Origin of the sequence: Rhodococcus sp. H36-A4 (genome assembly GCF_027158005.1) — a bacterium.
Classification (GTDB): Bacteria; Actinomycetota; Actinomycetes; order Mycobacteriales; family Mycobacteriaceae; genus Rhodococcoides.
This window is the reverse complement of the sequence record NZ_JAPVLQ010000003.1, coordinates 282,869-307,264: the sequence shown is the minus strand read 5'-3', so window position 1 is coordinate 307,264 and position 24,396 is coordinate 282,869. Positions and strand designations below refer to the sequence as shown.

Here is a 24,396-nt window from a genome sequence, read left to right as displayed (position 1 = left end):
GAGGTTACTCGGTTGCAAGCATCTGCTTCAGCAGGCCCTGCGCGAAGTTCGACACCGATCGAACGTTGTCGTCGGTCACCAGATCCGACAATCCGTCGATCCCGACGGAATCGACGTAGGGCGCGATCCCGGCAAGCAAGCGCGCGAGCGGACTGCCCCCGGCCGAACTCGGGGCGGCTTCGAACTTCGGCTTACCCGCAGTAGGTGTCGCCGTGGCCGAGTCGGACGGTGCGTCCGGTCCGGCTTCCACGGGTAGTGCCGCGACAGTGGTGTTGGGGCCGAGGAGATAGTCGATCAGCCCGGTGGAGATCGCGATGGCGTGCTTCAGCTGCCCCTCCGGGCTTTCGAGCACAGCCGCGTCGTCAGGATTGGAGCCGTTTCCCATCTCGACGAAAACCGAAGGCACAGCGGTGAGCGCTGGCCCGGCGATGTCGGAACGCTCCTGCAGTCCGTCGACTACCCCCGCGTAGTCGGCGGCACTGAACCCGGCTCGCTCGTACGCGTCGCGCATCAGATTCGATGCGGCCCGACCACCGTCCGACTGGGCCGCGTTGGCAGCTGCGTCGGGAATGGGGAGCGTGGGAACGATCAGGTGGAACCCGTGCTTGTCCGCATCGGTGCCCACGGCCGTCGAGTCCGCATGGATGCTGATAGCGACATCCGCTCCGGACGCATTGGCCGCCCGCGCTCGATCATCGACACAGCCGCCCCAAACAGAGTCGTCGGCACGGCTCATGACGACCGAGGCGCCCAGGCTTTCCAGACTCGATTTCACCAGCTGAGCGACGTTCCAGTTGATGGTGTGTTCGGGAACGCCGTCGACAGTGGTCATCCCTGATGTTTGGCAGTCCTTGGTGCCGCCACGGCCGTCGTCCACCTGCGCAGCCAGATTCTCGGCGTGGCCGGCGCCTTGGTGACCAGGATCCACGAAGACCGTCTTGCCGTCGAGCTCCACACCCGAAGGGGCGGCCGACGCTGTTGCAGGAATCATCAGCGCGCCTGCCATTACACCTGCGGACAGCACGCCGAGCACGGAGGTTCTGTTCATCAAGCAGTTCGACACACTCTGACCCAGAGCGCGCCACTCCCCTTTCACATTGAGAATCAGCAGCCTCTGTGGCACACACGAGCAACAGCAGACACTTTCGTCACAAGTGAAGCAGAGAGTGGGGCTGATACGGTCGCGCGATACCGCCAGATCCGAATCTGCAAGCGGAATGTGAGCAAGTCGACACCGAACCGTTGCAGTAGGAGTAGTGAACCGGCCACGGAGTAATGCATCTCGCGGTAGAACAGGTTCATGACGTTCGTGATTCTTCAACCCTGCTGCAACGACGCATCGTGCGTCGATGTGTGTCCAGTCGACTGTATTCACCCCACCCCGGACGAACCTGGCTTCATGACCTCGGAAATGCTGCACATTGATCCGGATACCTGCATCGACTGCGGTGCGTGTGTGGACGAATGTCCCGTCGACGCCATCCGCGCCGACCACGAATTGGAGCCCGAGCAAGAGCGATACCTCGGGATGAATGCCAACTACTTCCAATTTCACCCGATGCAGAGCAGTGGGTACAACACGGTTGCTTCGCCCTTCAAAGGCGTCGACTTCACCGGCCGCAGAATTGCCATCGTCGGATCAGGCCCTGCGGCGTTCTACGCCGCCACCGAACTCGCATCCATCCGCGGTATCGAGGTCGAGATGTACGACCGCCTGTTGACCCCGTACGGGCTGGTTCGGGCGGGCGTAGCACCCGATCATCCAGGCACCAAGGCTGTGACCGATCTCTTCCGCGCGGTCGGCGGCAAAAAGTCGGTACGAATCCATCTCGGCGTCGAGATCGGCTCGGATATCTCTCACGAAGAACTCCTCGAACACCACGATGCAGTCATCTACGCGACGGGCGCCTCCAACGATCGACGCCTCGGGATTGCAGGGGAAGATCTTCCCGGCTCTCACGCAGCGGCCGAGTTCGTCGGGTGGTACAACGGCCACCCCGACTACGCCGACCGCAGCTACGACCTGACCAGCGAAAGAGCAGTCATCGTAGGCAACGGAAACGTCGCCCTCGACATCGCTCGGGTTCTGCTGGTTTCGCCTGACGAACTCGAGAACACCGATATCGCCGACCACGCGCTGGAGGCATTGCGAGGCAGCAAGATCCGCGAGGTGGTAGTACTGGGACGACGTGGGTCGGCCCAGGCTGCGTACACGAACCCCGAATTGATCGGGTTGATGAATGCTGCCGACATCGACATCGTGTTGTCAGCCGACGAAGCCGAACCGGACCCCGCCACTTTGGCAGCTCTGGAATCCGGCACCACCGAACCCTCCACCGCGTTGAAGGTGGAACTGGCTCGCGAAATTGCAGCCGGAGACGGCCAAGGCGCAGGATCCGACCCGAACCGGAAGCGCATTGTGCTTCGCTTCCGTGTTTCTCCTGACGAGATACTCGGAGAAGAGTCGGTCACCTCTGTTCGTCTGATACATAATGAACTTCGAACCGATGAGTCCGGCACGGTGAAAGCCCAGCGAACCTCGACCGAAGAGATGCTCGACACCGGTCTGATTCTGCGTTCGGTCGGTTATCACGGGAGCGAAATACCAGGCGTGCCGTTCGATTCCGGTGTCGGCGTGATTCCCAACAAAGATGGCCGCGTGATCGATAATTCAGGCGAAGCGGTATCCGGAACCTATGCAACGGGCTGGATAAAGCGCGGGCCCACCGGCGTAATCGGAACCAACAAGAAGTGTGCGGCCGAGACCATTCGGAGCCTTCTCGAAGACATCGCTGCGGACCGACTTCCTCATGCCCGCGCGGATCGAGCGGAACTCGACCTATTGCTCGAGAAAAGGGCGCCCGACGCACTCGACTTTCCTGCGTGGGCACGCATCGACAAAGCAGAGGTTTCGGCTGGCAAAGACACTGGGCGTCCTCGCGTGAAGTTCGTCGGCTTGGACGAGATGAGGCTCGCAGCTCAGCCGCCGAGCACGAATCTTTCCTGATTTTCAATTATTTGGATCCAAGAGCTTGTTTCGTCGATATCGTAGATGGTCGTATAGTTTCCTGAGTTCTACTTGGATTCATCCCGATTGATCATTGGAGACCTCCAGAATGGCCAAGAAAGTTTATGTTCAACTGGTCGACGATATCGACGACAAGCCGATCGAGTCCGGCGGAGAGCACATAAGCTATTCCGTCAACGGCGTCAGCTACGAGATCGACCTCAGCGACAAGAACGCCAAAGAGTTCCACCGAAAGCTGGATTACTACATCGAGCACTCGGCCCGTGTCGGCGGTAAGCGGGCCAAGAAGACCGTCGGCGCTACCTCGACCGGTCAGAAGCGCGATGCCAATCAGACGAAGGCTATCCGCGAGTGGGCGAAATCCAACGGATACAACATTTCGGCTCGGGGCCGAATTCCGTCGGACGTCGAGAACGCCTTCGACGCTGCCCACTGACCGGGGCTGCGGCACGTCTGGGCAAGTAAATGGGGGCCACCACGAGGTGGCCCCCATTACTCGTTCATCGCCACAAACAGCGCAAGCCCTGACCAGGATCACCGGTCAGGGCTTGCGTGTACTTCTTTCAGGACGAACTCGGTGGAGCTAAGGGGACTCGAACCCCTGACCCCCACACTGCCAGTGTGGTGCGCTACCAGCTGCGCCATAGCCCCGTACTGCACACCCGCGCTGTTATGCGGTTGCTCGAACGAAGTTACACCATGGCCGCACACCGCTACAAATCCGCTGTTGGAACAGCACTTAGCCGATCAGCCGATCGATTCGATCCAGGACGAGTCGCGGAGAGCGTCGACAACCTGACCATCGACGAGAACACCGGGGGTTCCGGCCGCGCCGGCCGCGGACAGGGCCTCTCGGGCGGCCGCTGCATCTGCTGCCGCCACATCGGTCATCGCCCCGGACAGAATGCACTGCGTGGTCGCCTCTCCCGCGCCACTCTTCTGGGCAAGGTCGGCGAGTTCGGTGTCGGTGCGGTCGGAATCACCGTTTTCTTCGGGTTGGAATTCTATGCCGAACAGTCCGGCATGGAATGCCGAATACACGATGGCATTCTCCGATGCGGCGACACAATGAGACGCGGCCACCGCCCGACTCGAGTAGCTACCGCTCGCCGAAGAGTCGTCCAGTTGTGGAAGCACAACCAGGTGATATCGGACGGCTACCGCACCGTCGTCGATCTTCTGTGCCAGCTCCTGGCCGTGCTTGACTTCCAGATCACCGCAGAAGGGACACATCGGATCTTCGAACAGGTCGACGACCGGCACGGCATTTGCTACTGCAAGCTGGACGACGCCATCGGGAAGAACCGTCAATTCGACATTTGCATTCTTGATCGTGCCGTAACCGTCGTTGCGGGGAGTATCACTGCCGCGCTGCCACAGGACCGCCACGACGACGACCACAGCGACCACGAGTACCGCCGCCGCGGCCAGAACGTACGTAGAGGTACTGGACGTCGGTTGCGGGGTGTACTTCGTGCTCGATGTTCGTTTTTGGCTCACGATGGAAATAGTACGGAGTGCTGTCCAACGAATGCGTGAGGTGCCGGGCGCAGCTCATTGCTTGCGGGCAGCCTCTTTTGCCGCCTTCGCCGTATCGGTTACCAACAGCCACCACACCGCCGCCGAGAGCAGAATCGCCCCGGACATCACGAAGGCCGTCCCGTAGGAGTAGTACTCGACCACTGCGCCGGCGACGATGGGGCCGAGAATTGCCCCGACGTCGGATGCCATTTGGAATGTCGAGAGAACCGGACCACCGCGTGCACGGGAGCCGATGATGTCGGCCACCGAGGCCTGCTGCGCCGGTGTCATCAAACCGGATCCGAAACCAGCAACGAAGGAGGCGATCATGAACAGCGCCACGTTATCCGTCAGACCGAGGGCTGCGGTTCCCACACCCGCAACGATGAGGCCTGCGACGACGAACGGTTTTCGCCCGCGGACGTCGGAAAGTCGTCCGGACGTGATCAGCACGAGGGCGTTTCCAACGGCGAACACCGCCAGCGCCACTGCAGCCACTGCAGCCGAGCGGTCGAGCACCGCAACGACGAACAGCGGAACCAATGCAACGCGAACACCGAACACTGCCCACCCCGTCGCGAAATTCGAGGAAAGAGCAGCCCGGTAGGCGGGCACTTTCAACGCAGCGCGCAGCGACATCATCGGTACTGCAGAATCGTGCTCGGATTCGGTCGAATCGACGTTGCCGAGGCTGAAGAAGACGACCGCAGCAGCGATGATCAGAGCGATTGCGTAGATGATGAATGGCGCTCGTAAACCCAATCCGACGACCGCACCGCCGACGAGCGGGCCACCGATCGACCCCATCAGGAAGCTCGTCGCATAGAACCCCGATACGCGTCCGCGGCTGTCCGCCGGACTCATTCGGATGAGAAGACCCAGAGCCGACACCGTGAACATTGTCGAGCCGATACCGCCGAGCCCCCGAAAGATCAGGAGCTGCCAATAGGTTTGGGAGAATGCGCAGGCGCCGGTCGATGCAGCCACGATCAAAAGACCTGCCAGGTACACCGGTCGCTCACCGAGCTTCTGCACCAAAAGTCCGCTGGCAGGCGCAAACAACAGTCGCATGGCGGCGAACACGCTGATGACCGCCGACGCAGCAACTACGCCGACTCCGAATTCGGTGGCGAACTGTGGAATTACCGGTGCGACGATGCCGAATCCGAGAGCTATCACGAAGCTCGCCGAGATCAGGACCCAGATTTGCGACGGCAGTGCGCCATCCTTCACACCGTCGGTCGGTTTGGGAGCTGTCACGATCGGTCGAGTGCCTGCGACACCAGTTCTCTCGCAGCGGTCTGCACCTGCGCGAGATGATCTGCACCCTTGAACGATTCGGCGTAGATCTTGTAGACATCCTCGGTTCCCGATGGACGTGCGGCGAACCACGCGCTTTCGGTGGTCACCTTCAGTCCCCCGATCGCGCCGCCGTTGCCGGGTGCGGTCGTAAGTGTGGCAGTGATCTTCTCCCCCGCAAGTTCGGTTGCCGTGACCTGATCAGCAGAGAGCTTCGCCAGGACGGCCTTCTCCTCACGTGAAGCGGGCGCATCGACCCGTGCGTACACGGGATTGCCGTACTGCGCAGTGAAGTCGGTGTAGCGCTGGGACGGCGTTTTGCCCGTGACAGCGGTGATCTCCGAAGCGAGCAGCGCGAGGATGATGCCGTCCTTGTCCGTCGTCCATACCTGCCCGTCGGTCCGCAGGAACGAGGCTCCCGCCGACTCTTCGCCGCCGAATCCGAGACCGCCGTCGAGGAGTCCCGGCACGAACCATTTGAATCCGACCGGGACCTCGAGCAAGTCTCGGCCGAGGCCTGCGACGACACGATCGATCATCGAAGACGACACCAGAGTTTTTCCGACTTTGCAGTTCGGCGACCAACCGGACCGGTGCGTGAAGAGGTAGTCGATTGCAACTGCCAGATAGTGATTGGGATTCATCAGACCACCGTCCGGTGTCACCACTCCGTGACGGTCCGAGTCGGCGTCGTTTCCCGTGGAGATGTCGTACGAGTTCCGTGCTGCGATCAACGACGCCATCGCGTTGGGAGACGAACAATCCATTCGGATCTTTCCGTCGGTATCGAGCGTCATGAAGCGGAAAGTCGCATCGACGAGCGGATTGACCACAGTGAGGTCGAGGTTGTGACGCTCGGCGATCGACTGCCAGTAGTCGACACTCGCACCACCGAGCGGATCGGCGCCGATGCGCACCCCGGCCGACCTGATCGCGTCGAGATCTACGACGTTCGGCAGATCCTCGACATACGTTCCGAGGAAGTCGTACTTGCCCACCGAGCTACTGAGTGCGGTCGACAACGACACACGCTTCACACCTGTCAGTCCACCGCGCAGAATCTCGTTCGCACGGTCCGCGATCACGGACGTGGCGTCGCTGTCCGCGGGACCACCGTGCGGAGGATTGTATTTGAATCCGCCGTCGCGCGGCGGATTGTGCGAAGGTGTCACGACGATGCCGTCGGCCTTGGCAGACGATCCGGCCGAGTTGTAGCGCAGAATCGCGTGACTGACTGCGGGCGTCGGCGTGTATCGATCTCTGGAGTCGACGAGTACCGAAACATCGTTTGCAGCAAGAACTTCCAACGCTGTGGTCCACGCGGGCTCGGACAGCGCGTGCGTGTCACGGCCGATGAACATCGGGCCGGTGATGCCCTGCGAGGCGCGGTATTCGACGATCGCCTGCGTCGTTGCGAGAATATGAGCCTCGTTGAACGCCGTATCCAGACTGGATCCACGGTGACCGGACGTCCCGAAAACGACGTGTTGGCCCGGATCCGACATGTCCGGAGTACGCGAGTAGTAGGCCGTGACCAGCTGGGCTACGTCGACGAGATCTACGGGCAAAGCAACCGAACCAGCTCTTTCGTGCGCCACGATGCGCCTCCTTCTAGTGTCCGAGTCAACCCGGAGACAACACTAGTTCCCCAATGAAGTTTCACGACGGCGCACCTGCGATCCGACGGCGTGTAGCGAGCACCGGGTACCCCCACGGATACTGACATACAGAAAACGCCGGGCCGCTCGAGAGCTGATGCTCTCGTGCGGCCCGGCGTTTGCGTGGAGCTGCCGGGAATCGAACCCGGGTCCTCTGCTGCATTGCCAGGGCTTCTCCGTGTGCAGTCTGCTATGTCTCTACTTGGATCTCCCGATCTCGCAAACAAGCCAGGATGACGATCCCAGCCACTGTTTGATTTTCCTCATCACTCCGTGGCCGAGTGAATCGGTAAGCCCTCTAGCTGATGCCAGTACCCGGACCGAGGGCAAGCCCGGACTGACAGACACGCAGTCGCTACTTAGGCAGCGAGTGCGTAGTCGCGCTGATTGGAATCGGCGCTTATATTTTTGCGATGACGCTTACGGTGGTCTCTCGCCTGCACCGACACGCTTCCCCTGACTCAACATACAAAGTCGAAACCGTTCAGCCCCGTATGTTCCGAAGCACTGTGCTCCGGCTTGTCAGTGTAACGCGTGCGCCGAGCAGAATCATCCCGATACCCACCGTGGTGTGTCAGGCGCGGTCGACCTGCCGCACAACCGCCTGCAGCGTACGACCCAGCACAACCTTGCGGGCCGGCAGAGACCCGTACCAAAACACCCTCCCTGCGAGTCCGCGTGGGAAGAAGTAGGTTCGCTGTTCGAGTCGAGTACCACCACCCGCCGAGATCACCTGGTACTGCATCCGCGCGTCGCCCGGCAGTGATGCGGTAGACCGCAACCGAACCTCACCCGAGTTTTCCTCTTCACGATCCTCCCGACGCCAGCCCTTCAATTCGCCCGATTCGACAGCGCCTCGCAGTCGGCTACGGATCTCACTCGGCCCGCTGCCGAGAAATACGCTGCGACTGTCGCAGTAGAGGACCTCCCCTGCCCACGTCGGATCGGTCGGCAGTGGATCGGACGGTTGCGCCGAGTCGGAGTCGGACCACGTCGTTTCGGTCTCCCCTTCCTCGATATTCCGCAGCGCGAGACGCACGGACTCGCGATACGAAGTCAGACCGTCTGCAGGTCGAGGGATGATCGAATCGACGTCCATTTCGTGAGCGACGGCGTCGAATTGCAAAGATTCGATCAGTGGCATGGCCAGTCCGCGCGGGATCGGGGTGACCAATCCGATCCAATGGCCGGCGAGGCGCGGCGTCAACACCGGCAGCACCACCATTCGACGCTGGCGCAGCCCGGCAACTCCCGCATAAATGTTCATCATTTCGCCGTACTCCATGACGTCGGGGCCTCCGACGTCGAACGTTCGGCTCTCCTTCAGATCGGCCTCGGCAGCGCCGATGAGGTAGTGGAGCATATCTCGCACCGCGATCGGCTGGATTCTGTTGTGCACCCATCTCGGCGTCGTCATGACCGGTAGACGGTTCGTCAGGTGCCGGATCATCTCGAAGGACGCCGAACCGGAACCGATGACGACACCGGCCTGGAGCACCAGCGTAGGTACCGAGGATTCGATGAGAATCCGACCTACTTCGGCGCGAGATTGCAGATGCTCCGACAACTGACCGTCGGTGGGGTGCAATCCGCCCAGGTAGACGATTCTTCCCACTCCGCTTTCAGCGGCAACTTCGGCGACGTTCTCAGCGCCGGCACGCTCGGCGTCCGCAAAGTTGTCGTGCCCCACCGAGCCCATCGAGTGAACGAGGTAGTAGACGACGTCCACGTCCGCGAACGCAGCCTTTAGAGAATCTCGATCGTTGAGGTCGCCCTGCGCAATCTCGACATCGTCTGCCCACGGAACACCGTCCAGCTTGTCGGGGTTACGCGCCAACACTCGCACTGTGTAACCGGCGTCGAGAAGCCGCGGAGCGAGGCGTCCTCCGAGATAGCCCGTCGCTCCGGTGACAAGCACGCGAAGCGGGGTCGAGTTGATGTTGGCGGTCATCAACCCCTGATACCCCCGTAGTGGGTGATTCAACCGGGATCGGCGGGACAATCACGTGCACCCAGCCGGAATCGGATCATCATGCGACGGCGATCATCCCCACCGCGCCCAGAGCTATGACCATTCCGATCTGCTGCAGACGACCGACACGCTCGCCGAGCATCACCATCGCCAACAGCACCGTCGCCGCCGGATACAGCGACGCAATGACGCTGACCAGCGAGAGCATCCCACCTTGGAAGGCGTACAGCAGTGCGGCGTTCGCGGCGACGTCGAGCACGCCGATGAACGCCGCGAGTTTCAGCACACTTCCATGGGGGGCGGTGAAGTGACCGGTTGCCAGGGCGACGCTCCATACGACGGCGGTCGCCGAGAATCGCGACGCGGCCAGTGGCCACAGTCCTGCCCCGTCGCCGATCTGATGTAGACAGATGAACGCCAACGCGAAAGTGATGCCCGAGCCGACCGTGAGCCAGGCCACTGCACGGGTGAATTTCATGTCGCGACCGCCCGCGACCTCACCGGTCGCCTCGTCCGGCGATTCTTTACTCACCAAGACGACCGCAACGAGCGCGAGAGCAATTCCGCAGAATGCGAGTATGCCGGGTCTTTCTCCGATCATGAGCCCAGCGAGCACCGGAATGCCGGCGACGAGGACGGCCGTCAGCGGCGACACGACGGCCATCGGTCCCGAAGCCAGGGCGAGATAGAACCACCACACCGCAAGTCCCCCGGCGACCCCGGACGCAAGCCCCCACAACATCGGAACCAACGACACGGTGCCGCCGACGAATGGGGCTATCAGCAAGACAACGACCAAAGAGAACGGGTACGAAACGATGACGACTCGAAGTGCGGCTACCCGCCTCGATGCGACTCCTCCTACGAAGTCGCTGACTCCGTAGCCGACGGCTGCGACGAGCGCGAGCAGGATTGCTGTCAGCGCATGCCCTTGATACGGCGTCCGAGTTCGCGCGTCACCTCGCGCTCGGCGGTGCGGCGCGCCAAGTCCTGACGCTTGTCGTAGTCCTGTTTACCTCGGGCCAAGGCGAGTTCGACCTTGACCTTGCCATCGGAGAAATACATCGACAGCGGGACGATCGTCAGGCTGCCTTCCTTGACCTTGCCCGCGAGACGTTCGATTTCTCGCTTGTGTAGCAAAAGCTTCCGAGTGCGCCTCGGTGCATGGTTTGTCCAGCTGCCCTGCGTGTACTCGGGGATGTGCAGTCCACGCAGCCACACCTCACCGTCGTCTACGGTCGCAAAAGCGTCGGCCAAGGATGCTTTGCCTTCGCGAAGACTCTTCACTTCGGTTCCGACAAGGGCGACACCGGCCTCGTAGACATCGAGGATCGCATAATTGTGTCGCGCTTTTCGGTTGGTCGCGATGGCCTTACGGCCCTTCTCTCTCACTGCAGGGCCCTTTCTCGAGCGCGGGAAGGCGTGTGCGCTCGTGTACACAGCCGCTCCAGCATAGAACCGGTGCGCAATCGGTTTTCTTCCGGCCGGAGCGGAGCCTGCGCAGCGACCAGAATCAGCCGGAGCGGAGCCTGCGTAGCGACCAGAATCAGCCGGAGCGGAGCCTGCGCAGCGACCAGGATTCGCCGGAGCGGATCTATTCTCGGACGTAGAGGCGCAGCGTGATGTATGCGGTCACGGCCGCCATACCGATGCCGACGAGTGCGAGGAACGGCGACACCAGCAGCACGTCACTATTGGAGATGCGCGCGAGAATGTTGGCTTCGTATACGTCGGCGAGTACGTCGTCGATGAAGATGTTCTTGGCGCCGAACAGGCCTGCGATTGCAAGCCCTGATCCGATGATCGCGGCGACGACGGCCTCGAGCAGGAACGGTAGCTGCGTGTACCACCGTGTTGCGCCGACCAGTCTCATGATGCCGACCTCGGTACGCCTGGTGAACGCAGCAATCTGAACCATGTTGGCAATCAACAGTATTGCGGCGATCGCCTGAACGATGGCAATGGCGAAGGCGGCGTTACGCACCCCGTTCAACACACTGAAGAGCCGCTCGACCAGATCGCGTTGGTTGAGCACGCTCTGCACGCCTGGACGATCGGCGAAGTTGTCGTTGATGACGCCGAACCGCTCGGGATCGCTCAACTTGACTTTGAACGACGCCGGGAAGCTGTCCGGGCTCACCAACTGCGCCAATTCGGGTTGGTCCTTGAAGACTCGCTCGGTCGCGTCCTTGACCGCGTCATCCCGATTCAGGTATTCCACGGACACGACTGCGGGCGTCGACTCCAGGTCGCTACGCAGGGCCGCGCATGTGTCCTGGGCGCACTCCGGGTCGGTCGCGGAAATGTCGTCGGTGAGGAATATCTGAACCTCGACGCGATCTAGAAAGATCTGTTGCGTTTTTCCTGCCATCTGCACAACCAGCAGACCGCCGCCGAACAGGCCGAGCGAGATTGCGGTCGTGAGAATCATGGCGATAGTCATGGTGATGTTGCGGCGAAGTCCGGTCAGAACCTCACTGAAAATGAAACTTGCGCGCATCGCGGAATCCGGGCCCTTCGGTGTGTGCGGTCGAGAAAGTCATGTCAGCCGGCACTGCCGGCTGGAGTGGAGCCTGCGGAACGACCCGCTGTCCAGGAGTGGAGCCTGCGGAACGACCCGGGGATGCTATCTGCCCACGCCGTAGACCCCGCGAGCCTCGTCTCGCACCACCCGACCGTTGTCCAGTTCGACTACGCGTCGGCGCATCGAGTCGACGATGTGATTGTCGTGGGTAGCCATGAGAACTGTCGTGCCGGTTCGGTTGATCCGCTCGAGCAGCATCATGATGTCTTGGCTGGTGTCGGGATCGAGATTTCCGGTCGGCTCGTCGGCCAGCAGGACGAGAGGTCGGTTGACGAATGCTCGTGCGATCGCGACGCGTTGTTGTTCGCCGCCGGACAGCTCGGAGGGTAAGCGATCGGACTTGCCGCCGAGCCCGACCAGTTCGAGGACCTCGGGCACTGTCCGCTTGATCATCGAGCGCGGCTTGCCGATGACTTCGAGGGCGAATGCGACGTTCTCGACGACGGTTTTCTGCTGCAGAAGCCGGAAGTCCTGGAATACACAACCCATGCTCTGCCTCAACCGTGGAACCCGCCGTGACGAGAGCCGGTTGACGTGAAAGTCCGCTACGTGGATGTCTCCTGAGGTCGGGCTTTCTTCCTTCAGGAGGAGACGCATGAACGTCGACTTGCCGGAACCCGAAGGGCCGATGAGGAAGACGAACTCGCCCTTGTCCACGGATACGGTCACGTTGTCCAGTGCAGGCCTGGTCGACGTCTTGTACGACTTGGACACATTCGTGGTGCTGATCACGGCTCGCAGTGTAGTCCTTACCGGCGGGTAGCCGACCGAAGCGAGGACCGCGATTCGAATGTCATGGGGTGCTCGACGGGGCTGAGGGGGCGGGCGCCTGCGGATATAGCGATCGTAGTTGCGGAGGAACGGTAATACCTGGCAAATAGGTCGGAACCTGCGTCGTCGCGCTCCCCGATTCTCCGGTTGACGACCCGGGCCCTCCCTGCTGTCCCGGCTCCTGCTGTTGCCCTGGCTCCCCCGGTGTGCCGCTTGTGTCCGAGGGGTCCTGCGATGTAGTGGAGTCGACGCTCGACGACGGCGGGACGCCGGTCGGCGGCGTCAAGGATTCGGGAACGTAGCTCGGAAGACGGTTCTGGTATTGACCGGTGTCGATCGGAGTCGGGCCGTTCACCGCACTTTCCGGCTCAGGACGTACCTGACCGTAGAGCAGCGCGGTCAGCACGAAGCAGATTCCGAGCGCCACCGTCGACGTTCGGGCGCGCCCGAAGAGTCGCGACGGGATCTTCCAGTGGCGAGTCGACCGATCGGTGTCGGTGTTCTCTTCGGTCACCTGTCCGCCCCCCGGTCACCTTGGGCCGAGTCGGGTGCGACTCCGGCGGTCGAGACGTCCGGGGCCACGCTGATCCCCTCGGGCTGCAACGCTGCTGCCACCCGAACACGCAATTCGCGTCCGACCTGAAATTGCTTACCTGGCAACGTTCTCGCTACCAGACGCACATGCACCAGATCGACCTCGATGCTCTCCACACCCATCACGGTGGGCTCGTCGAGCAATAGCTTTCGCAGTCTGGCATCGGCAAATGCCGCGTGCCCGACGCGTCGCAGAATTTCGTTGACGTGTGTGAGGTCGGCGGTGGAAGGAATCGGAACGTCGACCACCGCGCGTGCCCAGTCTTTCGACAGGTTGATCGCTTTGACGATCTGCCCGTTCGGAACGGTGATCACTTCACCGTCCACGCTACGAACCCGAGTGACACGCAATGTGACGTCCTCGACGGTCCCCTCGGCATCTTCCGCCGAACCGAGGACGGCGATCTGTACGACGTCACCGAACCCGTACTGCCGTTCGGTGATGATGAAAAATCCGGCGAGAATGTCCTGCACTACGCGCTGCGCGCCGAAGCCGAGAGCTGCGCCCAGGACTGTTGCGGGTGCGACGAGCGAGGTGACGGCGAAACCGAACCGTCGGAGAACTTCGATGGTGACGAGTACGTAGACGATGGTGACGGCAACCCAGGTGATCACTTGAGCGAGTGCGTGCCGATGCTTGGCTGCCTCAGACCTGACCAGCGCGTCACTGTGCTGGTAGTTCGAATCTATGCGCGTGGTGATCCGCGACCCGGCCCAGCTGATCAACCTGGCCACCAGCATGCCGCCGAGTATGTACAGCACGATTTCCAAACCGCGACCGCTGAGCCAGAGTCGAAGATCGGGAGGCAGTCCGAACGATAAGGCGCTAACCGTCGTGGCAGCCATCATGTCGACTTACTCCTCCCCCCGCATACGCCAGCGAATCCCGGCTTCCAGGAAACCGTCGATATCACCATCGAGCACAGTGGAGGGGTTGTTCACCTCGTATTCGGTACGCAGATCCTTGACCATCTGATACGGATGCAGAACGTAGGACCTCATCTGGTTACCCCACGAACTTCCACCGTCGCCCTTGAGCGCATCCATCTCTGCACGCTCTTCTTTGCGTTTGACCTCGAGGAGTTTGGCCTGCAGCACCCGCATCGCGGACACCTTGTTCTGCAGCTGCGACTTTTCGTTCTGACACGTCACGACGATGCCGGTCGGAATGTGTGTCAATCGGACCGCAGAGTCGGTGGTGTTGACGGACTGACCGCCCGGACCGCTGGACCGGTAGACGTCGACGCGGATGTCGTTCTCGGGAATCTCGATGTGATCGGTGGTCTCGACGACCGGCAGGACCTCTACCTCGGCGAAAGAAGTCTGACGCCGTCCCTGGTTGTCGAACGGGCTGATACGAACCAGCCGATGCGTTCCCTGCTCGACCGAGAGTGTGCCGTACGTATATGGGCCCTTGATCGCGAAGGTCGCACTCTTGATGCCCGCTTCCTCGGCGTACGACGTGTCGTAGACCTCGACGCCGTAACCGTGCTTTTCGGCCCAACGGATGTACATCCGCATGAGCATCTCGGCCCAGTCGGCCGCGTCGATTCCGCCGGCGCCGGAACGAATGTTGACGAGCGCGTCGCGCTGGTCGTATTCACCGGACAACAGGGTCCGCACTTCGGCGGCGGCAATGTCTTCTCGCAGAGCGGCGCGCTCGGCGTCGGCATCCGCCGTTGCGGACACCTCGGCCTCACCTTCTTCACCCTCGGCCAGTTCGTACAGAACCGGGAGGTCGTCGAGCCTTTGCCGCAGTGCCTCCGCACGACGCAGTTCCGCCTGGGCGTGCGAGAGCGCACTTGTCACCTGCTGAGCGTGGTCCTGGTCGTTCCACAGGTCCGGCGACACAGCTTGATGCTCCAGCTCGTTGATCCGTCTGCGCAGCTCCTCGATGTCGAGGACAGACTCGATCGTGGTGAGGGTGATGTCGAGTTCGGCTAGGTCTGCGGAAACGTCAGGATGCACGAGAGTCAAGGTTACCGGCACCGTCGATGGCACGGAGACCGCCATGCCCGACGCGACCCCGGACTTCCGAACGCATCGATTGACGAAGGTGACGGCGACTCCGTCGACACCTCTAGTCTTGTTCGCGTGACCGACTACGCTGCCGACCTCCGACTCGCGCTTGCTTTGGCCGACGAAGCCGACTCCATCACGCGGAATCGATTTCTCGCCCTGGATCTCGAAGTCGACGACAAACCGGACCTGACCCCGGTCAGCGACGCGGATCTGGCCGTCGAACAGCAACTCAGGTCCGTGCTGAGCGAGCAACGCCCCGATGATGCAGTGCTCGGTGAGGAATTCGGCGGTGATGTTGCGCTGAAGGGAAGACAGTGGGTCATCGACCCCATCGATGGCACCAAGAACTTCGTTCGCGGCGTGCCGATCTGGGCAACACTCGTCTCACTGCTGAGCGACGGTGTCCCGGTAGTCGGTGTCATCAGCGCGCCGGCACTGAACCGGAGGTGGTGGGCCTCGGAGTCCGCAGGCTCGTTCACAGCCTTCGACAACGGCTCGCCCCGGCGACTCGGTGTTTCGGCTGTGCGGGAATTGTCTTCTGCCAGCTTGAGCTTCGCCAGCCTCTCGGGCTGGTTGGAGCGTGGGGTACGCGAGGAGTTCATCTCGTTGACCGACGATGTGTGGCGTGTGCGTGGCTACGGCGACTTCTTCTCCTATTGCCTGGTGGCCGAGGGCGCGCTGGATATTGCGGCCGAGCCGGAGGTCTCGTTGTGGGACCTGGCTCCGCTGGACATTCTCGTCCGCGAGGCCGGTGGCAGGTTTTCCTCGGTCGACGGCCGACCCGGCCCCCACGGAGGCAGCGCCATTGCGACCAACGGACTTCTGCAGGACGAGGTAGTTCGCCGCCTTAGCTGAGACAATTGCAGGTGCGTTGCTGTGATGATCGGAGGGTGCCGCACTATCGCTGACGTGCGACGACAGCCAACAACTTACTCAGGAGTAGACAGCTATCTTACTCGGGAGTAAGATAGTGCGGGTCCGAGCCCGACACCGAGAAACAGCTGGTGATCATGAGCAAGCAAGACAGTGTGATCGAAACGAAGCGCAAAGCGCCTCGCGACACGTCCGCGGTTGGCCTCAATCCGTTCAAACGAGATGCCATCGGCACCGCCATGCGCGTGCTCACGGCAATCACCGGATCCGAGCTGGCAGAGAAGTACAACTTCCGCCAAACCATCGACCGCGTCACATACGAGAGCACCAAGACCGGGTTCAAGACCCTGGGAGCCGCAACTCGTAAGTTCGCGAAGGCGACCGGAAACGACAAGCCCAAGCGCCTCGACGACTCCGCGGCCAAGAACCTCGAGTATTTCGATCTGACTCCCGACGACGAGCAGCGCATGATCGTCGAGACGGTCAAGGAATTCGCGGAGGAAATTCTGCGGCCCGCAGCATTCGAGTCGGATGCATCCGCATCGTCTCCAGAGGACCTCGTTCGCAGATCCGCCGAACTCGGCATCACGTTGATCAACGTACCGGAGGAGCTGGACGGCGCAGCCTCCCAGCGCGGTGCCGTCACCAATTCCCTGGTAGCCGAAGCACTGGCGCACGGAGACATGGGGCTGGCACTACCCATTCTTGCGCCCAGCGGCGTCGCCGTTGCACTCACCCAGTGGGGCACCGACGCCCAGCAGAAAACCTACCTTCCCGCATTCGTCGGCGACAAGGTGCCCAATGCAGCCGTCGTAGTCAACGAACCTCGCGCCTTGTTCGACCCATTTGCATTGGCCACCAAGGCAGTTCGTTCGCCCAGCGGCTTCAAGCTCAACGGCGTCAAGAGTCTCGTTCCCGCGGCAGCAAGTTCCGAATTGTTCATCATCGCCGCCGAACTGGAGGGCCGTCCGGCCTTCTTCATCGTCGAGTCCGACTCCAAAGGCCTTGTCGTCGAAGCCGACCCGAGCATGGGCCTGCGGGCCGCAGGCCTCGGACGGTTGATTCTGACCGACGTTGCCCTCCCGGAGTCCGCACTGCTCGGCGACGGAGATTCGGACCAGCATGCGCTCGACTACGCGGATGCCATCAGTCTTGCTCGCCTCGGTTGGTCCTCCCTCGCAGTCGGTACCAGCCAAGCTGTTCTCGACTACGTCATCCCGTATGTCAACGAGCGTGAGGCTTTCGGTGAGCCCATCAGCAATCGACAAGCCGTCGCCTTCATGGTCGCCAACATTGCCATCGAGTTGGACGGCATGCGGTTGGTGACCCTCCGCGGTGCGTCGCGCGCAGAGCAGGGACTGTCCTTCGCCCGCGAGGCCGCCCTCGCGCGTCGTCTTGCGTCGGAAAAGGGTATGCAAATCGGTTCGGACGGAGTTCAACTCCTCGGCGGCCACGGCTTCACCAAGGAGCACCCGGTGGAACGTTGGTACCGCGACCTTCGCGCCATCGGCACCGCCGAAGGCATCGTCCTCATCTGATTCGCGCCCACCTTGAAGGAAATGACCCAAGGACATACACGATGATCAATCTCGAACTACCCAAAAAGCTTCGGGCACAGGCGAATCAAGCGCACCAGGTCGCGGCCGAAATCTTCCGCCCGATCTCGCGTAAGTACGACCTCGCCGAGCACGAATACCCGGTCGAACTGGACACCATGGCGTCCATGGTCGAAGGAATGTCCGACGCAGGCAACGATATCGGTGGCGCAGCAGGTGGCCGCCAAAAGGACAGCGAGTCCGCACCGAAGCCCAGCAAGACCGCCAATGCCAACGGCGGAAACATGTCCGCACTGATCAATGTCATCGAAACCTGCTGGGGCGACGTCGGATTGACCTTGTCCATCCCCTATCAGGGGCTCGGCAACTCGGCGATCGCAGCAGTATCCACCGACGAGCAACTCGAACGGTTCGGCAAGGTATGGGCTTCCATGGCCATAACAGAGCCAAGCTTCGGATCCGACTCGGCAGCCGTGACCACAACTGCAGTTCTCGACGGCGACGAGTGGGTTCTCAACGGCGAGAAGATCTACGTGACCGCTGGTGAGCGTTCGAGCCACATCGTCGTATGGGCGACGGTGGACAAGTCGAAGGGACGCGCAGCGATCAAATCGTTCGTCGTACCGCGCGATGCCCCAGGGCTGAGTGTTGCTCGCCTCGAACACAAGCTCGGAATCAAGGCCTCCGACACAGCAGCACTTCTCTTCGAGAATTGCCGGATTCCGAAGGACAATCTCCTCGGAAACCCGGAAGTGGATGTCGACAAGGGGTTCGCGGGCGTCATGCAGACGTTCGACAACACGCGACCACTCGTAGCCGGCATGGCGATCGGTGTAGCCAGGGCTGCCCTCGAAGAGCTGCGGTCGATTCTGACCGAGGCTGGTGTCGATATTTCGTACACCACCCCGGCATACAACCAGCATGCCGCTGCAGCCGAGTTCTTGCGGCTCGAAGCGGATTGGGAGGCATCTCACCTCCTTGCACTTCGAGCAGCCTGGATGGCCGACAACAAGCAGCCGAACTCGCTTCAGGCTTCGATGGCCAAAGCGAAGGCCGGCCGTTCGGCAACCGATATCACGCTCAAAGCCGTCGAGCTGGCCGGGACATCCGGGTACTCGGAACGACTTCTCCTGGAGAAGTGGAGCCGAGACTCGAAGATCCTCGACATCTTCGAAGGAACGCAGCAGATTCAGCAACTGATCGTTGCCCGTCGCGTACTGGGAAAGACGTCGGCGACGTTGAAATAGTCGTTCCAAACAGCATCCCTCCGAAGAACCCGTGGTCGGCTCGAGTCGACCACGGGTTCTTTGCGTCCCCGCAGAAGTATCGTCGGTAGATGTGTGGCGGGATATTTTCTGTCGCAGTGTCGAAAACGCTGAACGCCGTTCGTCGTCACCATGTAAGACAACGAACGTGCTGAACAAGGCACCGCTGATACAAGGAGACGAACATGAAGTACATGCTGCTGATCAACGCGCCGAGCGCAGATTTCGATAACGGTTGTTCGGTGGAGGACTGGATACAGTTCGGTAAGGAAATGCAGGATGCGGGCGTGTGGGTTACCGGCCACGCTCTCGCAGATCTCACGACGGCGACAACAGTGCAGGTCGACTCATCCGGGCAGCGCAGCATCACGGACGGACCGTTTGCGGAAACACGAGAGGTATTGGGCGGGTTCGAGGTCATCGATGTGCCGGATCTGGACGCCGCACTCGATTGGGCCGAACGATGCCCGGGTTCTCGCGGCGGTGGTGCGGTGGTCGTACGACCGATCGCCGACTTCTGAGACTGTCGTGATGAGCCACGGATCGGCACTCTCCCTCGAAGCCGTGTTCCGCGAAGAATACGGGCAACTGCTGGCAACGCTCGTGGGGCGATTCGGCGATCTGGATTTGGCCGAAGACGCTACCTCCGATGCGTTGGAGGCTGCGTTGAGTCGGTGGCCGGTCGATGGCGTCCCTTCGAGACCCGGCGCTTGGCTACTGACCACCGCCCGGCGCCGGGCGGTGGACAGACTTCGACGCGATCAGGCCTACGCCGCCAAACTCGCCGTACTTCAGGTTGAGCAAGATCGCGCATTCCTGTCGCCGGCTTCCGGTCCCGTCGACGACGGTCTGCCCGACGAACGTCTTCAACTTTTCTTCACTTGTGCGCATCCCGCACTGGCACCGGACGATCGTATTGCGATCACGCTGCGCACTCTGGCCGGGTTGACGACAACCGAAGTTGCTAGGGCCTTCTTGATTCCTTCGTCGACGGCCGGACAGCGAATCTCCAGGGCCAAGAACAAGATCCGGGTCGCGCGGATTCCCTTCCGCGTCCCGGATCGACACGAAATGGCTGAACGGCTGCCGGGGGTTCTGCAGGTTGTGTATTCGATCTTCACCGAGGGTTATTCAGCGTCGTCCGGCGAAAACCTGATCCGCACAGATCTGGCCGAAGAAGCGATACGGCTCGGCCGGATTCTGCACGGTCTGCTTCCTGCCGAGCGTGCAGTTGCCGGGCTGTTGTCACTCATGCTCTGCACTCACGCCCGGCGTTCGGCACGCGGAGGAAAAGACGGTGAGATCGTGATGCTCGAAGAGCAGGATCGCCGGCTATGGGACCGCGAGATGATCGATGAAGGGCGGGCGTTGGTGGTCCTCGCTCTCACCGGCGGCTCCCCCGGTCCGTACGGCGTTCAAGCAGCTATTGCGGCCTTGCACGACGAAGCTATCGACGCCGAGAGCACGGATTGGCCTCAGATCGCAGAATTGTATGGCGTCCTGGCGACGATCGCGCCGTCGCCGATCGTCTCTCTCAACAAGGCGGCAGCTATCGCTTTGTGCGAGGGCCCCGGCGCCGGCCTCGAATTGATGGAAGCGCTGTCTACCGAGCCGTTGCTGAAGAACTACTATCCTTACCTCTGCGCCCGAGCGGATCTCCTCGCACGACTCGATCGCTGGCTGGAAGCTGCTCGATGGTTCGAATGCGCACTCGCCCTCGCTGGCTCCGAACCCGAGAAAAAATTTGTACAGCGCAGACTGGCGGCATGCTGTCGCAACGCACCGTCGGCTCCAGAAGACACGCTCGAGATTTGACACTTCTCCGCAGCTGAAGATCGAACATCAGTACGACTACGTGATCGGCGCTTTCCCCTCAGAGTGAAATGAATCACACTATGATCAAGGCCGCAGGGTGCCGGTCCACGGTCTTCGACCCGCCTGCAAGCGAAGCAGTTTCGGCACGACGCACGATCTCGAGGGGATGATCATGTCGGTGAAGCAAAGCATGGTTCGACACCGCACGCTGTCACACATTATCGAAGGAGCCGGTGCAGTACGCGTCATGAATCGAGCGGGACTCATTCCGTTTCCGCGACTGGATCGAGGAATCGCATCGATCCGTGCAGTAGGTAAGTACGGACCCTTCGCGGGTCCGGTCCACGCACACGCCGCGGCGGGCGTCACCACAACCGCTCTCGTCGACGAGATGGGGTCGATGTCCTACAACGACCTCGAGCAGCAGTCCAACGCGCTCGTCCGAGGCTGGATGAACGCAGGTGTCGGAGCGGGATCCGTCATGGGTGTGATGGCTCGCAATCACCGGGGGCTCGTGCTCACCATGCTGGCCGCCGCGAAGGGCGGCATCCGGCTCGTCATGATGAACACCGGTTTCGCTCCCCCACAATTGGCCGACGTCGCAGTCCGCGAGCAGGTCGGCACCTTCGTGTACGACGAGGAGTTCGCCGCTGTCGCGGCGGTTCTCGCACCCGAGGTGAAGGCTTTTCTGAGCTGGTCGGACTCGTCGAATCCCGCAATCGCCACGCTGGCCGACGTGGCGAAAGGGCAATCCACCTCGGCCGTCCCTGCACCGACGACGCAAGGAGGGTTCGTTCTACTGACAAGCGGCACGACCGGAACGCCGAAAGGCGCTCCCCGAAATCACACGTCCCCGTTGGCGTCGGCGCAGTTCCTGGATCGGGTTCCACTGCGCCGCGGACAGACGATGGTGATGGCAGCTCCAGCATTCCATGGAACCGGCGTCTCGCAATTCGCGCTGGCCCTGGCGCTGTGCAACACCGTCGTGATGCATCGAAAATTCGATCCAGAAAACACTCTCGCACTCGTCGCTCGCCATTCCGCGGACTCATTGGTGTTGGTTCCGACGATGCTGCAGCGCATTGTCGACCTCCCGCCCGCTGTACTCGCGAAGTACGACACATCCTCTCTACGAATAGTTTTCGCAGCAGGATCGGCCATCTCACCCGACTTGAGCCGTCGCGCGACCGAGGCGTTCGGGCACGTTCTGCACAATCTTTACGGATCCACCGAGGTCGCAGTTGCTACCGTCGCAACCCCCGAGGATCTCGCTGTGGCGCCCGGCACCGCGGGTCGGCCACCGGTTACGTGCCATGTCGAATTGTTCGACAACGACGGACTGCGCGTAACCGACGTCGGAGCAGTCGGCCGGATCTTCGTCTCGAGCGGACTGAGCTTTTCCGGCTACACCGATGGACGTGACAAGGAGCGGATCGACGGAATGCTGTCCACCGGCGACGTCGGCCACTTCGACGAGAACGGCCTACTGTTCGTCGACGGACGCGACGACGACATGATCGTCTCGGGCGGTGAGAACGTATACCCACTGGAGGTGGAGAACTTACTTGCCGAACGTGCGGATGTCGTCGAGGCAGCCGTGGTCGGAGTCGCCGATCCGGATTTCGGACATCGCCTCAAGGCCTTCATCGTTCCAACGGACGACTCGAGACGAAATGCCGAAGAAATCGTGAGCTACGTGAAGTCGAACTTGGCTCGGTACAAGGTTCCACGCGAAATCGTGTTCCTCGACGAACTACCCAGAAACGCTACCGGCAAGATCCTGCGGCGCGCGCTGACGGAGTATGCCGGGCCGGTTGCCGACGATCTACGGACCGAGAAGACCTGGTAACAGATCGACTACATGCCCAAGCGAAATGCCGAACGGACCGAAAGTAGTCCAGAAAGAACTAAAGCCGGTACCCGTGATGGGTACCGGCTTCATTCTTAGTAGCGGGGACAGGATTTGAACCTGCGACCTCTGGGTTATGAGCCCAGCGAGCTACCGAGCTGCTCCACCCCGCGATGCAGGAACTAAGTTACCGGACGGTCTGGAACGAAAGCAAATCACTGCGCTCCCGATGAACCGAGACGGAGAAGTTCGGCTCTTCGTCTTCGCCTCAACCTCACCATCGCGCCCTTACCGTCATACCCAGGAAGAGAAACCCGGCCGTGTGGTCCCGCCTCGCTCTTCCAGCACATCGACTCCAAAACCTGCTCAACACGCCGGCCCCGTAGACCGAATACGGTGCCCTGAGTCACCCGAACCACGTGATCTATAGCACATAACGAGCACATAACGAAGTGGATACGAAATGGTCCCGACCGCTCCTCAGCAGGGGGTATTCCGTGATTCGTCCCAACAGGTGGACGGGCGTGCCGGAAATTCTTGGTGTGACGTCACGAAAATCCTCGACTACCTTCGCTCTCGGTCCTAAAACACAGGGCCAGTACCACCCCCGCCGCTAGCGTTGCTCTGCCCCGCGGGGAATGGATCCCCGAATACGAACGGGGGCAGAGCCGCAACACGTGCGAGTTACTCGTACACAGCGCCTTGGACACGTACTACTCGCGAAGTCCAGCACGGCCGGTTGCGTCAGCATGCGCGGAGAGGATTTACCCCACATGTCCAATGGAACCAATTTCGGCAAGCGTGCACTCGGATGGGCGACCGTCACCGGCGCCGTCGTAGCAATCCCCCTCGGCCTCTCGATGGGCACTGCGAACGCTGCAGAGCACAACTGGGACGGTGTCGCGGCGTGCGAGAGCGGCGGCAACTGGAGCACCAACACCGGTAACGGCTACTACGGTGGCCTGCAGTTCTCGCAGAGCACCTGGACCGCCAACGGTGGAAGCGGATCACCCCAAAGCGCATCCAAGGCAGAGCAGATCCGCGTAGCGGAGAACACCCTGCAAAGCCAGGGACCCGGAGCTTGGCCGGTCTGCGGTCAGAACCTGACCACCGGCGTCTCGGCACCGGCACCGGCACCCGTTGCCGAGGTCGCGCCTGCACCAGCAGCGCCCGTCCAGGAGGCACCGGCCGAGTACATCGCCCCGGTCGAGCCCGTCGTCACACCGGAACTGCCTGTTGCGCCGGAGTACCAGGCAACCGCACAGCAGTACGTCGATCAGGCCACCACCGTCGCACAGCAGTACGTCGACACTGCGTCCAAGCTGGCTGAACAGTACGGAGTCAGCGCACAGTTCCAGCAGCTCGTTGCAGCCAACGCACCGATCTTCAGCGCGATCGGCCGGTAGTCGATCGGCCGATCTGCATGCTGACCCGTCAGCGCTGATCGGCGACATAGCTTCGCAACAGACGCGAACGGCGCCGTCACTCTTATGAGTGACGGCGCCGTTCGCGTCTGTTCTCGTCTTCAGATCTCTGTCACCGATGTAACTGTCACCCGGTGGCTGCGAGTACCCAACAGTCCGGGTACT

21 protein-coding genes, 2 tRNA genes and 1 other RNA gene are annotated in these 24,396 nt (G+C 61.5%); 9 read left to right on the top strand and 15 right to left on the bottom strand.

Annotation, left to right across the window (positions count from 1 at the left end; translation table 11 throughout):
* Positions 1-4: 4 nt before the first annotated feature.
* The gene (locus tag O1W68_RS10505; protein ID WP_269303343.1) at positions 5-1,048 is read right to left on the bottom strand and encodes an N-acetylmuramoyl-L-alanine amidase; all 1,044 of its coding nucleotides are present in this window, start codon (positions 1,046-1,048) and stop codon (positions 5-7) included.
* 252 nt (positions 1,049-1,300) lie between these two features.
* Between O1W68_RS10505 and O1W68_RS10500 the strand changes: the two genes are divergently transcribed.
* Positions 1,301-3,007, top strand: a complete 1,707-nt coding sequence (locus tag O1W68_RS10500) for an FAD-dependent oxidoreductase (RefSeq protein ID WP_269303341.1) — start codon at positions 1,301-1,303, stop codon at positions 3,005-3,007.
* A 109-nt stretch (positions 3,008-3,116) separates the two neighbouring features.
* Complete coding sequence (locus O1W68_RS10495) at positions 3,117-3,464, top strand: histone-like nucleoid-structuring protein Lsr2 (protein WP_269303339.1); 348 nt, start codon at positions 3,117-3,119, stop codon at positions 3,462-3,464.
* 142 nt (positions 3,465-3,606) lie between these two features.
* Here O1W68_RS10495 and O1W68_RS10490 read toward each other — a convergent pair.
* The 13 genes from O1W68_RS10490 to prfB form a co-directional block, all read right to left on the bottom strand.
* A tRNA-Ala gene (locus O1W68_RS10490) sits at positions 3,607-3,679 on the bottom strand.
* 96 nt (positions 3,680-3,775) lie between these two features.
* Positions 3,776-4,528: a DsbA family protein gene (locus tag O1W68_RS10485; protein ID WP_269303338.1), complete on the bottom strand. Its 753-nt coding sequence runs from the start codon at positions 4,526-4,528 to the stop codon at positions 3,776-3,778.
* A 54-nt stretch (positions 4,529-4,582) separates the two neighbouring features.
* Positions 4,583-5,809 (bottom strand): MFS transporter, encoded by a 1,227-nt coding sequence (locus tag O1W68_RS10480; RefSeq protein ID WP_269303336.1) that lies wholly within the window; start codon positions 5,807-5,809, stop codon positions 4,583-4,585.
* On the bottom strand, positions 5,806-7,446 hold the full coding sequence (gene pgm / locus O1W68_RS10475) for a phosphoglucomutase (alpha-D-glucose-1,6-bisphosphate-dependent) (protein ID WP_269303335.1): 1,641 nt from the start codon (positions 7,444-7,446) through the stop codon (positions 5,806-5,808). The genes O1W68_RS10480 and pgm overlap by 4 nt, the downstream gene beginning before the upstream one ends.
* 181 nt (positions 7,447-7,627) lie before the next feature.
* Positions 7,628-7,998, bottom strand: a transfer-messenger RNA (tmRNA) gene (gene ssrA / locus O1W68_RS10470).
* 82 nt (positions 7,999-8,080) lie between these two features.
* Positions 8,081-9,457: a DUF2867 domain-containing protein gene (locus tag O1W68_RS10465; RefSeq protein WP_269303334.1), complete on the bottom strand. Its 1,377-nt coding sequence runs from the start codon at positions 9,455-9,457 to the stop codon at positions 8,081-8,083.
* A 79-nt stretch (positions 9,458-9,536) separates the two neighbouring features.
* A complete protein-coding gene (locus tag O1W68_RS10460; RefSeq protein ID WP_269303734.1) occupies positions 9,537-10,388 on the bottom strand; it encodes a DMT family transporter in 852 nt (283 codons plus the stop codon).
* A gap of 8 nt (positions 10,389-10,396) precedes the next feature.
* Positions 10,397-10,870: an SsrA-binding protein SmpB gene (gene smpB, locus O1W68_RS10455; RefSeq protein WP_084346912.1), complete on the bottom strand. Its 474-nt coding sequence runs from the start codon at positions 10,868-10,870 to the stop codon at positions 10,397-10,399.
* Between the two features lie 202 nt (positions 10,871-11,072).
* Positions 11,073-11,978 carry a permease-like cell division protein FtsX gene (gene ftsX, locus O1W68_RS10450; RefSeq protein WP_269303333.1) on the bottom strand — a complete coding sequence of 302 codons (906 nt, stop codon included), beginning with the start codon at positions 11,976-11,978 and terminating at the stop codon, positions 11,073-11,075.
* Between the two features lie 126 nt (positions 11,979-12,104).
* Complete coding sequence (ftsE, locus tag O1W68_RS10445) at positions 12,105-12,794, bottom strand: cell division ATP-binding protein FtsE (protein WP_088944447.1); 690 nt, start codon at positions 12,792-12,794, stop codon at positions 12,105-12,107.
* A gap of 61 nt (positions 12,795-12,855) precedes the next feature.
* Positions 12,856-13,347, bottom strand: coding sequence for a hypothetical protein (locus O1W68_RS10440; RefSeq protein WP_269303330.1), 492 nt, complete (start codon positions 13,345-13,347; stop codon positions 12,856-12,858).
* Positions 13,344-14,273 carry a mechanosensitive ion channel family protein gene (locus O1W68_RS10435; protein ID WP_442972342.1) on the bottom strand — a complete coding sequence of 310 codons (930 nt, stop codon included), beginning with the start codon at positions 14,271-14,273 and terminating at the stop codon, positions 13,344-13,346. The genes O1W68_RS10440 and O1W68_RS10435 overlap by 4 nt, the downstream gene beginning before the upstream one ends.
* A gap of 9 nt (positions 14,274-14,282) precedes the next feature.
* Positions 14,283-15,395, bottom strand: a complete 1,113-nt coding sequence (gene prfB, locus O1W68_RS10430; RefSeq protein WP_269303325.1) for a peptide chain release factor 2 — start codon at positions 15,393-15,395, stop codon at positions 14,283-14,285.
* Positions 15,396-15,521: 126 nt separating this feature from the next.
* Here prfB and hisN point away from each other — a divergent pair, with 126 nt between their 5' ends.
* The 6 genes from hisN to O1W68_RS10400 all read left to right on the top strand — a co-directional run bounded on the left by hisN (position 15,522) and on the right by O1W68_RS10400 (position 22,807).
* On the top strand, positions 15,522-16,304 hold the full coding sequence (gene hisN, locus O1W68_RS10425) for a histidinol-phosphatase (RefSeq protein ID WP_269303324.1): 783 nt from the start codon (positions 15,522-15,524) through the stop codon (positions 16,302-16,304).
* A gap of 149 nt (positions 16,305-16,453) precedes the next feature.
* Entirely contained in the window at positions 16,454-17,860 is a 1,407-nt protein-coding gene (locus tag O1W68_RS10420; protein WP_269303322.1) for an acyl-CoA dehydrogenase family protein, read from the top strand.
* Positions 17,861-17,901: 41 nt separating this feature from the next.
* Positions 17,902-19,125 (top strand): acyl-CoA dehydrogenase family protein, encoded by a 1,224-nt coding sequence (locus O1W68_RS10415; RefSeq protein WP_269303320.1) that lies wholly within the window; start codon positions 17,902-17,904, stop codon positions 19,123-19,125.
* A gap of 203 nt (positions 19,126-19,328) precedes the next feature.
* Positions 19,329-19,664 (top strand): YciI family protein, encoded by a 336-nt coding sequence (locus O1W68_RS10410; RefSeq protein ID WP_269303319.1) that lies wholly within the window; start codon positions 19,329-19,331, stop codon positions 19,662-19,664.
* 10 nt (positions 19,665-19,674) lie between these two features.
* On the top strand, positions 19,675-20,958 hold the full coding sequence (locus tag O1W68_RS10405; RefSeq protein WP_269303318.1) for an RNA polymerase sigma factor: 1,284 nt from the start codon (positions 19,675-19,677) through the stop codon (positions 20,956-20,958).
* A 172-nt stretch (positions 20,959-21,130) separates the two neighbouring features.
* Positions 21,131-22,807, top strand: a complete 1,677-nt coding sequence (locus O1W68_RS10400) for an acyl-CoA synthetase (protein WP_442972321.1) — start codon at positions 21,131-21,133, stop codon at positions 22,805-22,807.
* A gap of 99 nt (positions 22,808-22,906) precedes the next feature.
* Here the strand turns inward: O1W68_RS10400 and O1W68_RS10395 are convergent.
* Positions 22,907-22,980, bottom strand: a tRNA-Met gene (locus tag O1W68_RS10395).
* Positions 22,981-23,580: 600 nt separating this feature from the next.
* On the opposite strand from O1W68_RS10395, the gene O1W68_RS10390 reads away from it, so the two are divergent.
* Positions 23,581-24,213, top strand: coding sequence for a transglycosylase family protein (locus O1W68_RS10390; RefSeq protein ID WP_269303317.1), 633 nt, complete (start codon positions 23,581-23,583; stop codon positions 24,211-24,213).
* The last annotated feature ends 183 nt before the right edge of the window (positions 24,214-24,396 follow it).

What these genes read in the sequence shown, in the direction of transcription:
- O1W68_RS10505 (WP_269303343.1), bottom strand. Translation starts at nt 1,048, where the DNA reads ATGAACAGAACCTCCGTGCTCGGCGTGCTGTCCGCAGGTGTAATGGCA.
- O1W68_RS10500 (WP_269303341.1), top strand. Translation starts at nt 1,301, where the DNA reads ATGACGTTCGTGATTCTTCAACCCTGCTGCAACGACGCATCGTGCGTC.
- O1W68_RS10495 (WP_269303339.1), top strand. Translation starts at nt 3,117, where the DNA reads ATGGCCAAGAAAGTTTATGTTCAACTGGTCGACGATATCGACGACAAG.
- O1W68_RS10465 (WP_269303334.1), bottom strand. Translation starts at nt 9,457, where the DNA reads ATGACCGCCAACATCAACTCGACCCCGCTTCGCGTGCTTGTCACCGGA.
- ftsX (WP_269303333.1), bottom strand. Translation starts at nt 11,978, where the DNA reads ATGCGCGCAAGTTTCATTTTCAGTGAGGTTCTGACCGGACTTCGCCGC.
- O1W68_RS10435 (WP_442972342.1), bottom strand. Translation starts at nt 14,273, where the DNA reads ATGGCTGCCACGACGGTTAGCGCCTTATCGTTCGGACTGCCTCCCGAT.
- O1W68_RS10415 (WP_269303320.1), top strand. Translation starts at nt 17,902, where the DNA reads ATGATCAATCTCGAACTACCCAAAAAGCTTCGGGCACAGGCGAATCAA.
- O1W68_RS10410 (WP_269303319.1), top strand. Translation starts at nt 19,329, where the DNA reads ATGAAGTACATGCTGCTGATCAACGCGCCGAGCGCAGATTTCGATAAC.
- O1W68_RS10405 (WP_269303318.1), top strand. Translation starts at nt 19,675, where the DNA reads ATGAGCCACGGATCGGCACTCTCCCTCGAAGCCGTGTTCCGCGAAGAA.
- O1W68_RS10400 (WP_442972321.1), top strand. Translation starts at nt 21,131, where the DNA reads ATGTCGGTGAAGCAAAGCATGGTTCGACACCGCACGCTGTCACACATT.
- O1W68_RS10390 (WP_269303317.1), top strand. Translation starts at nt 23,581, where the DNA reads ATGTCCAATGGAACCAATTTCGGCAAGCGTGCACTCGGATGGGCGACC.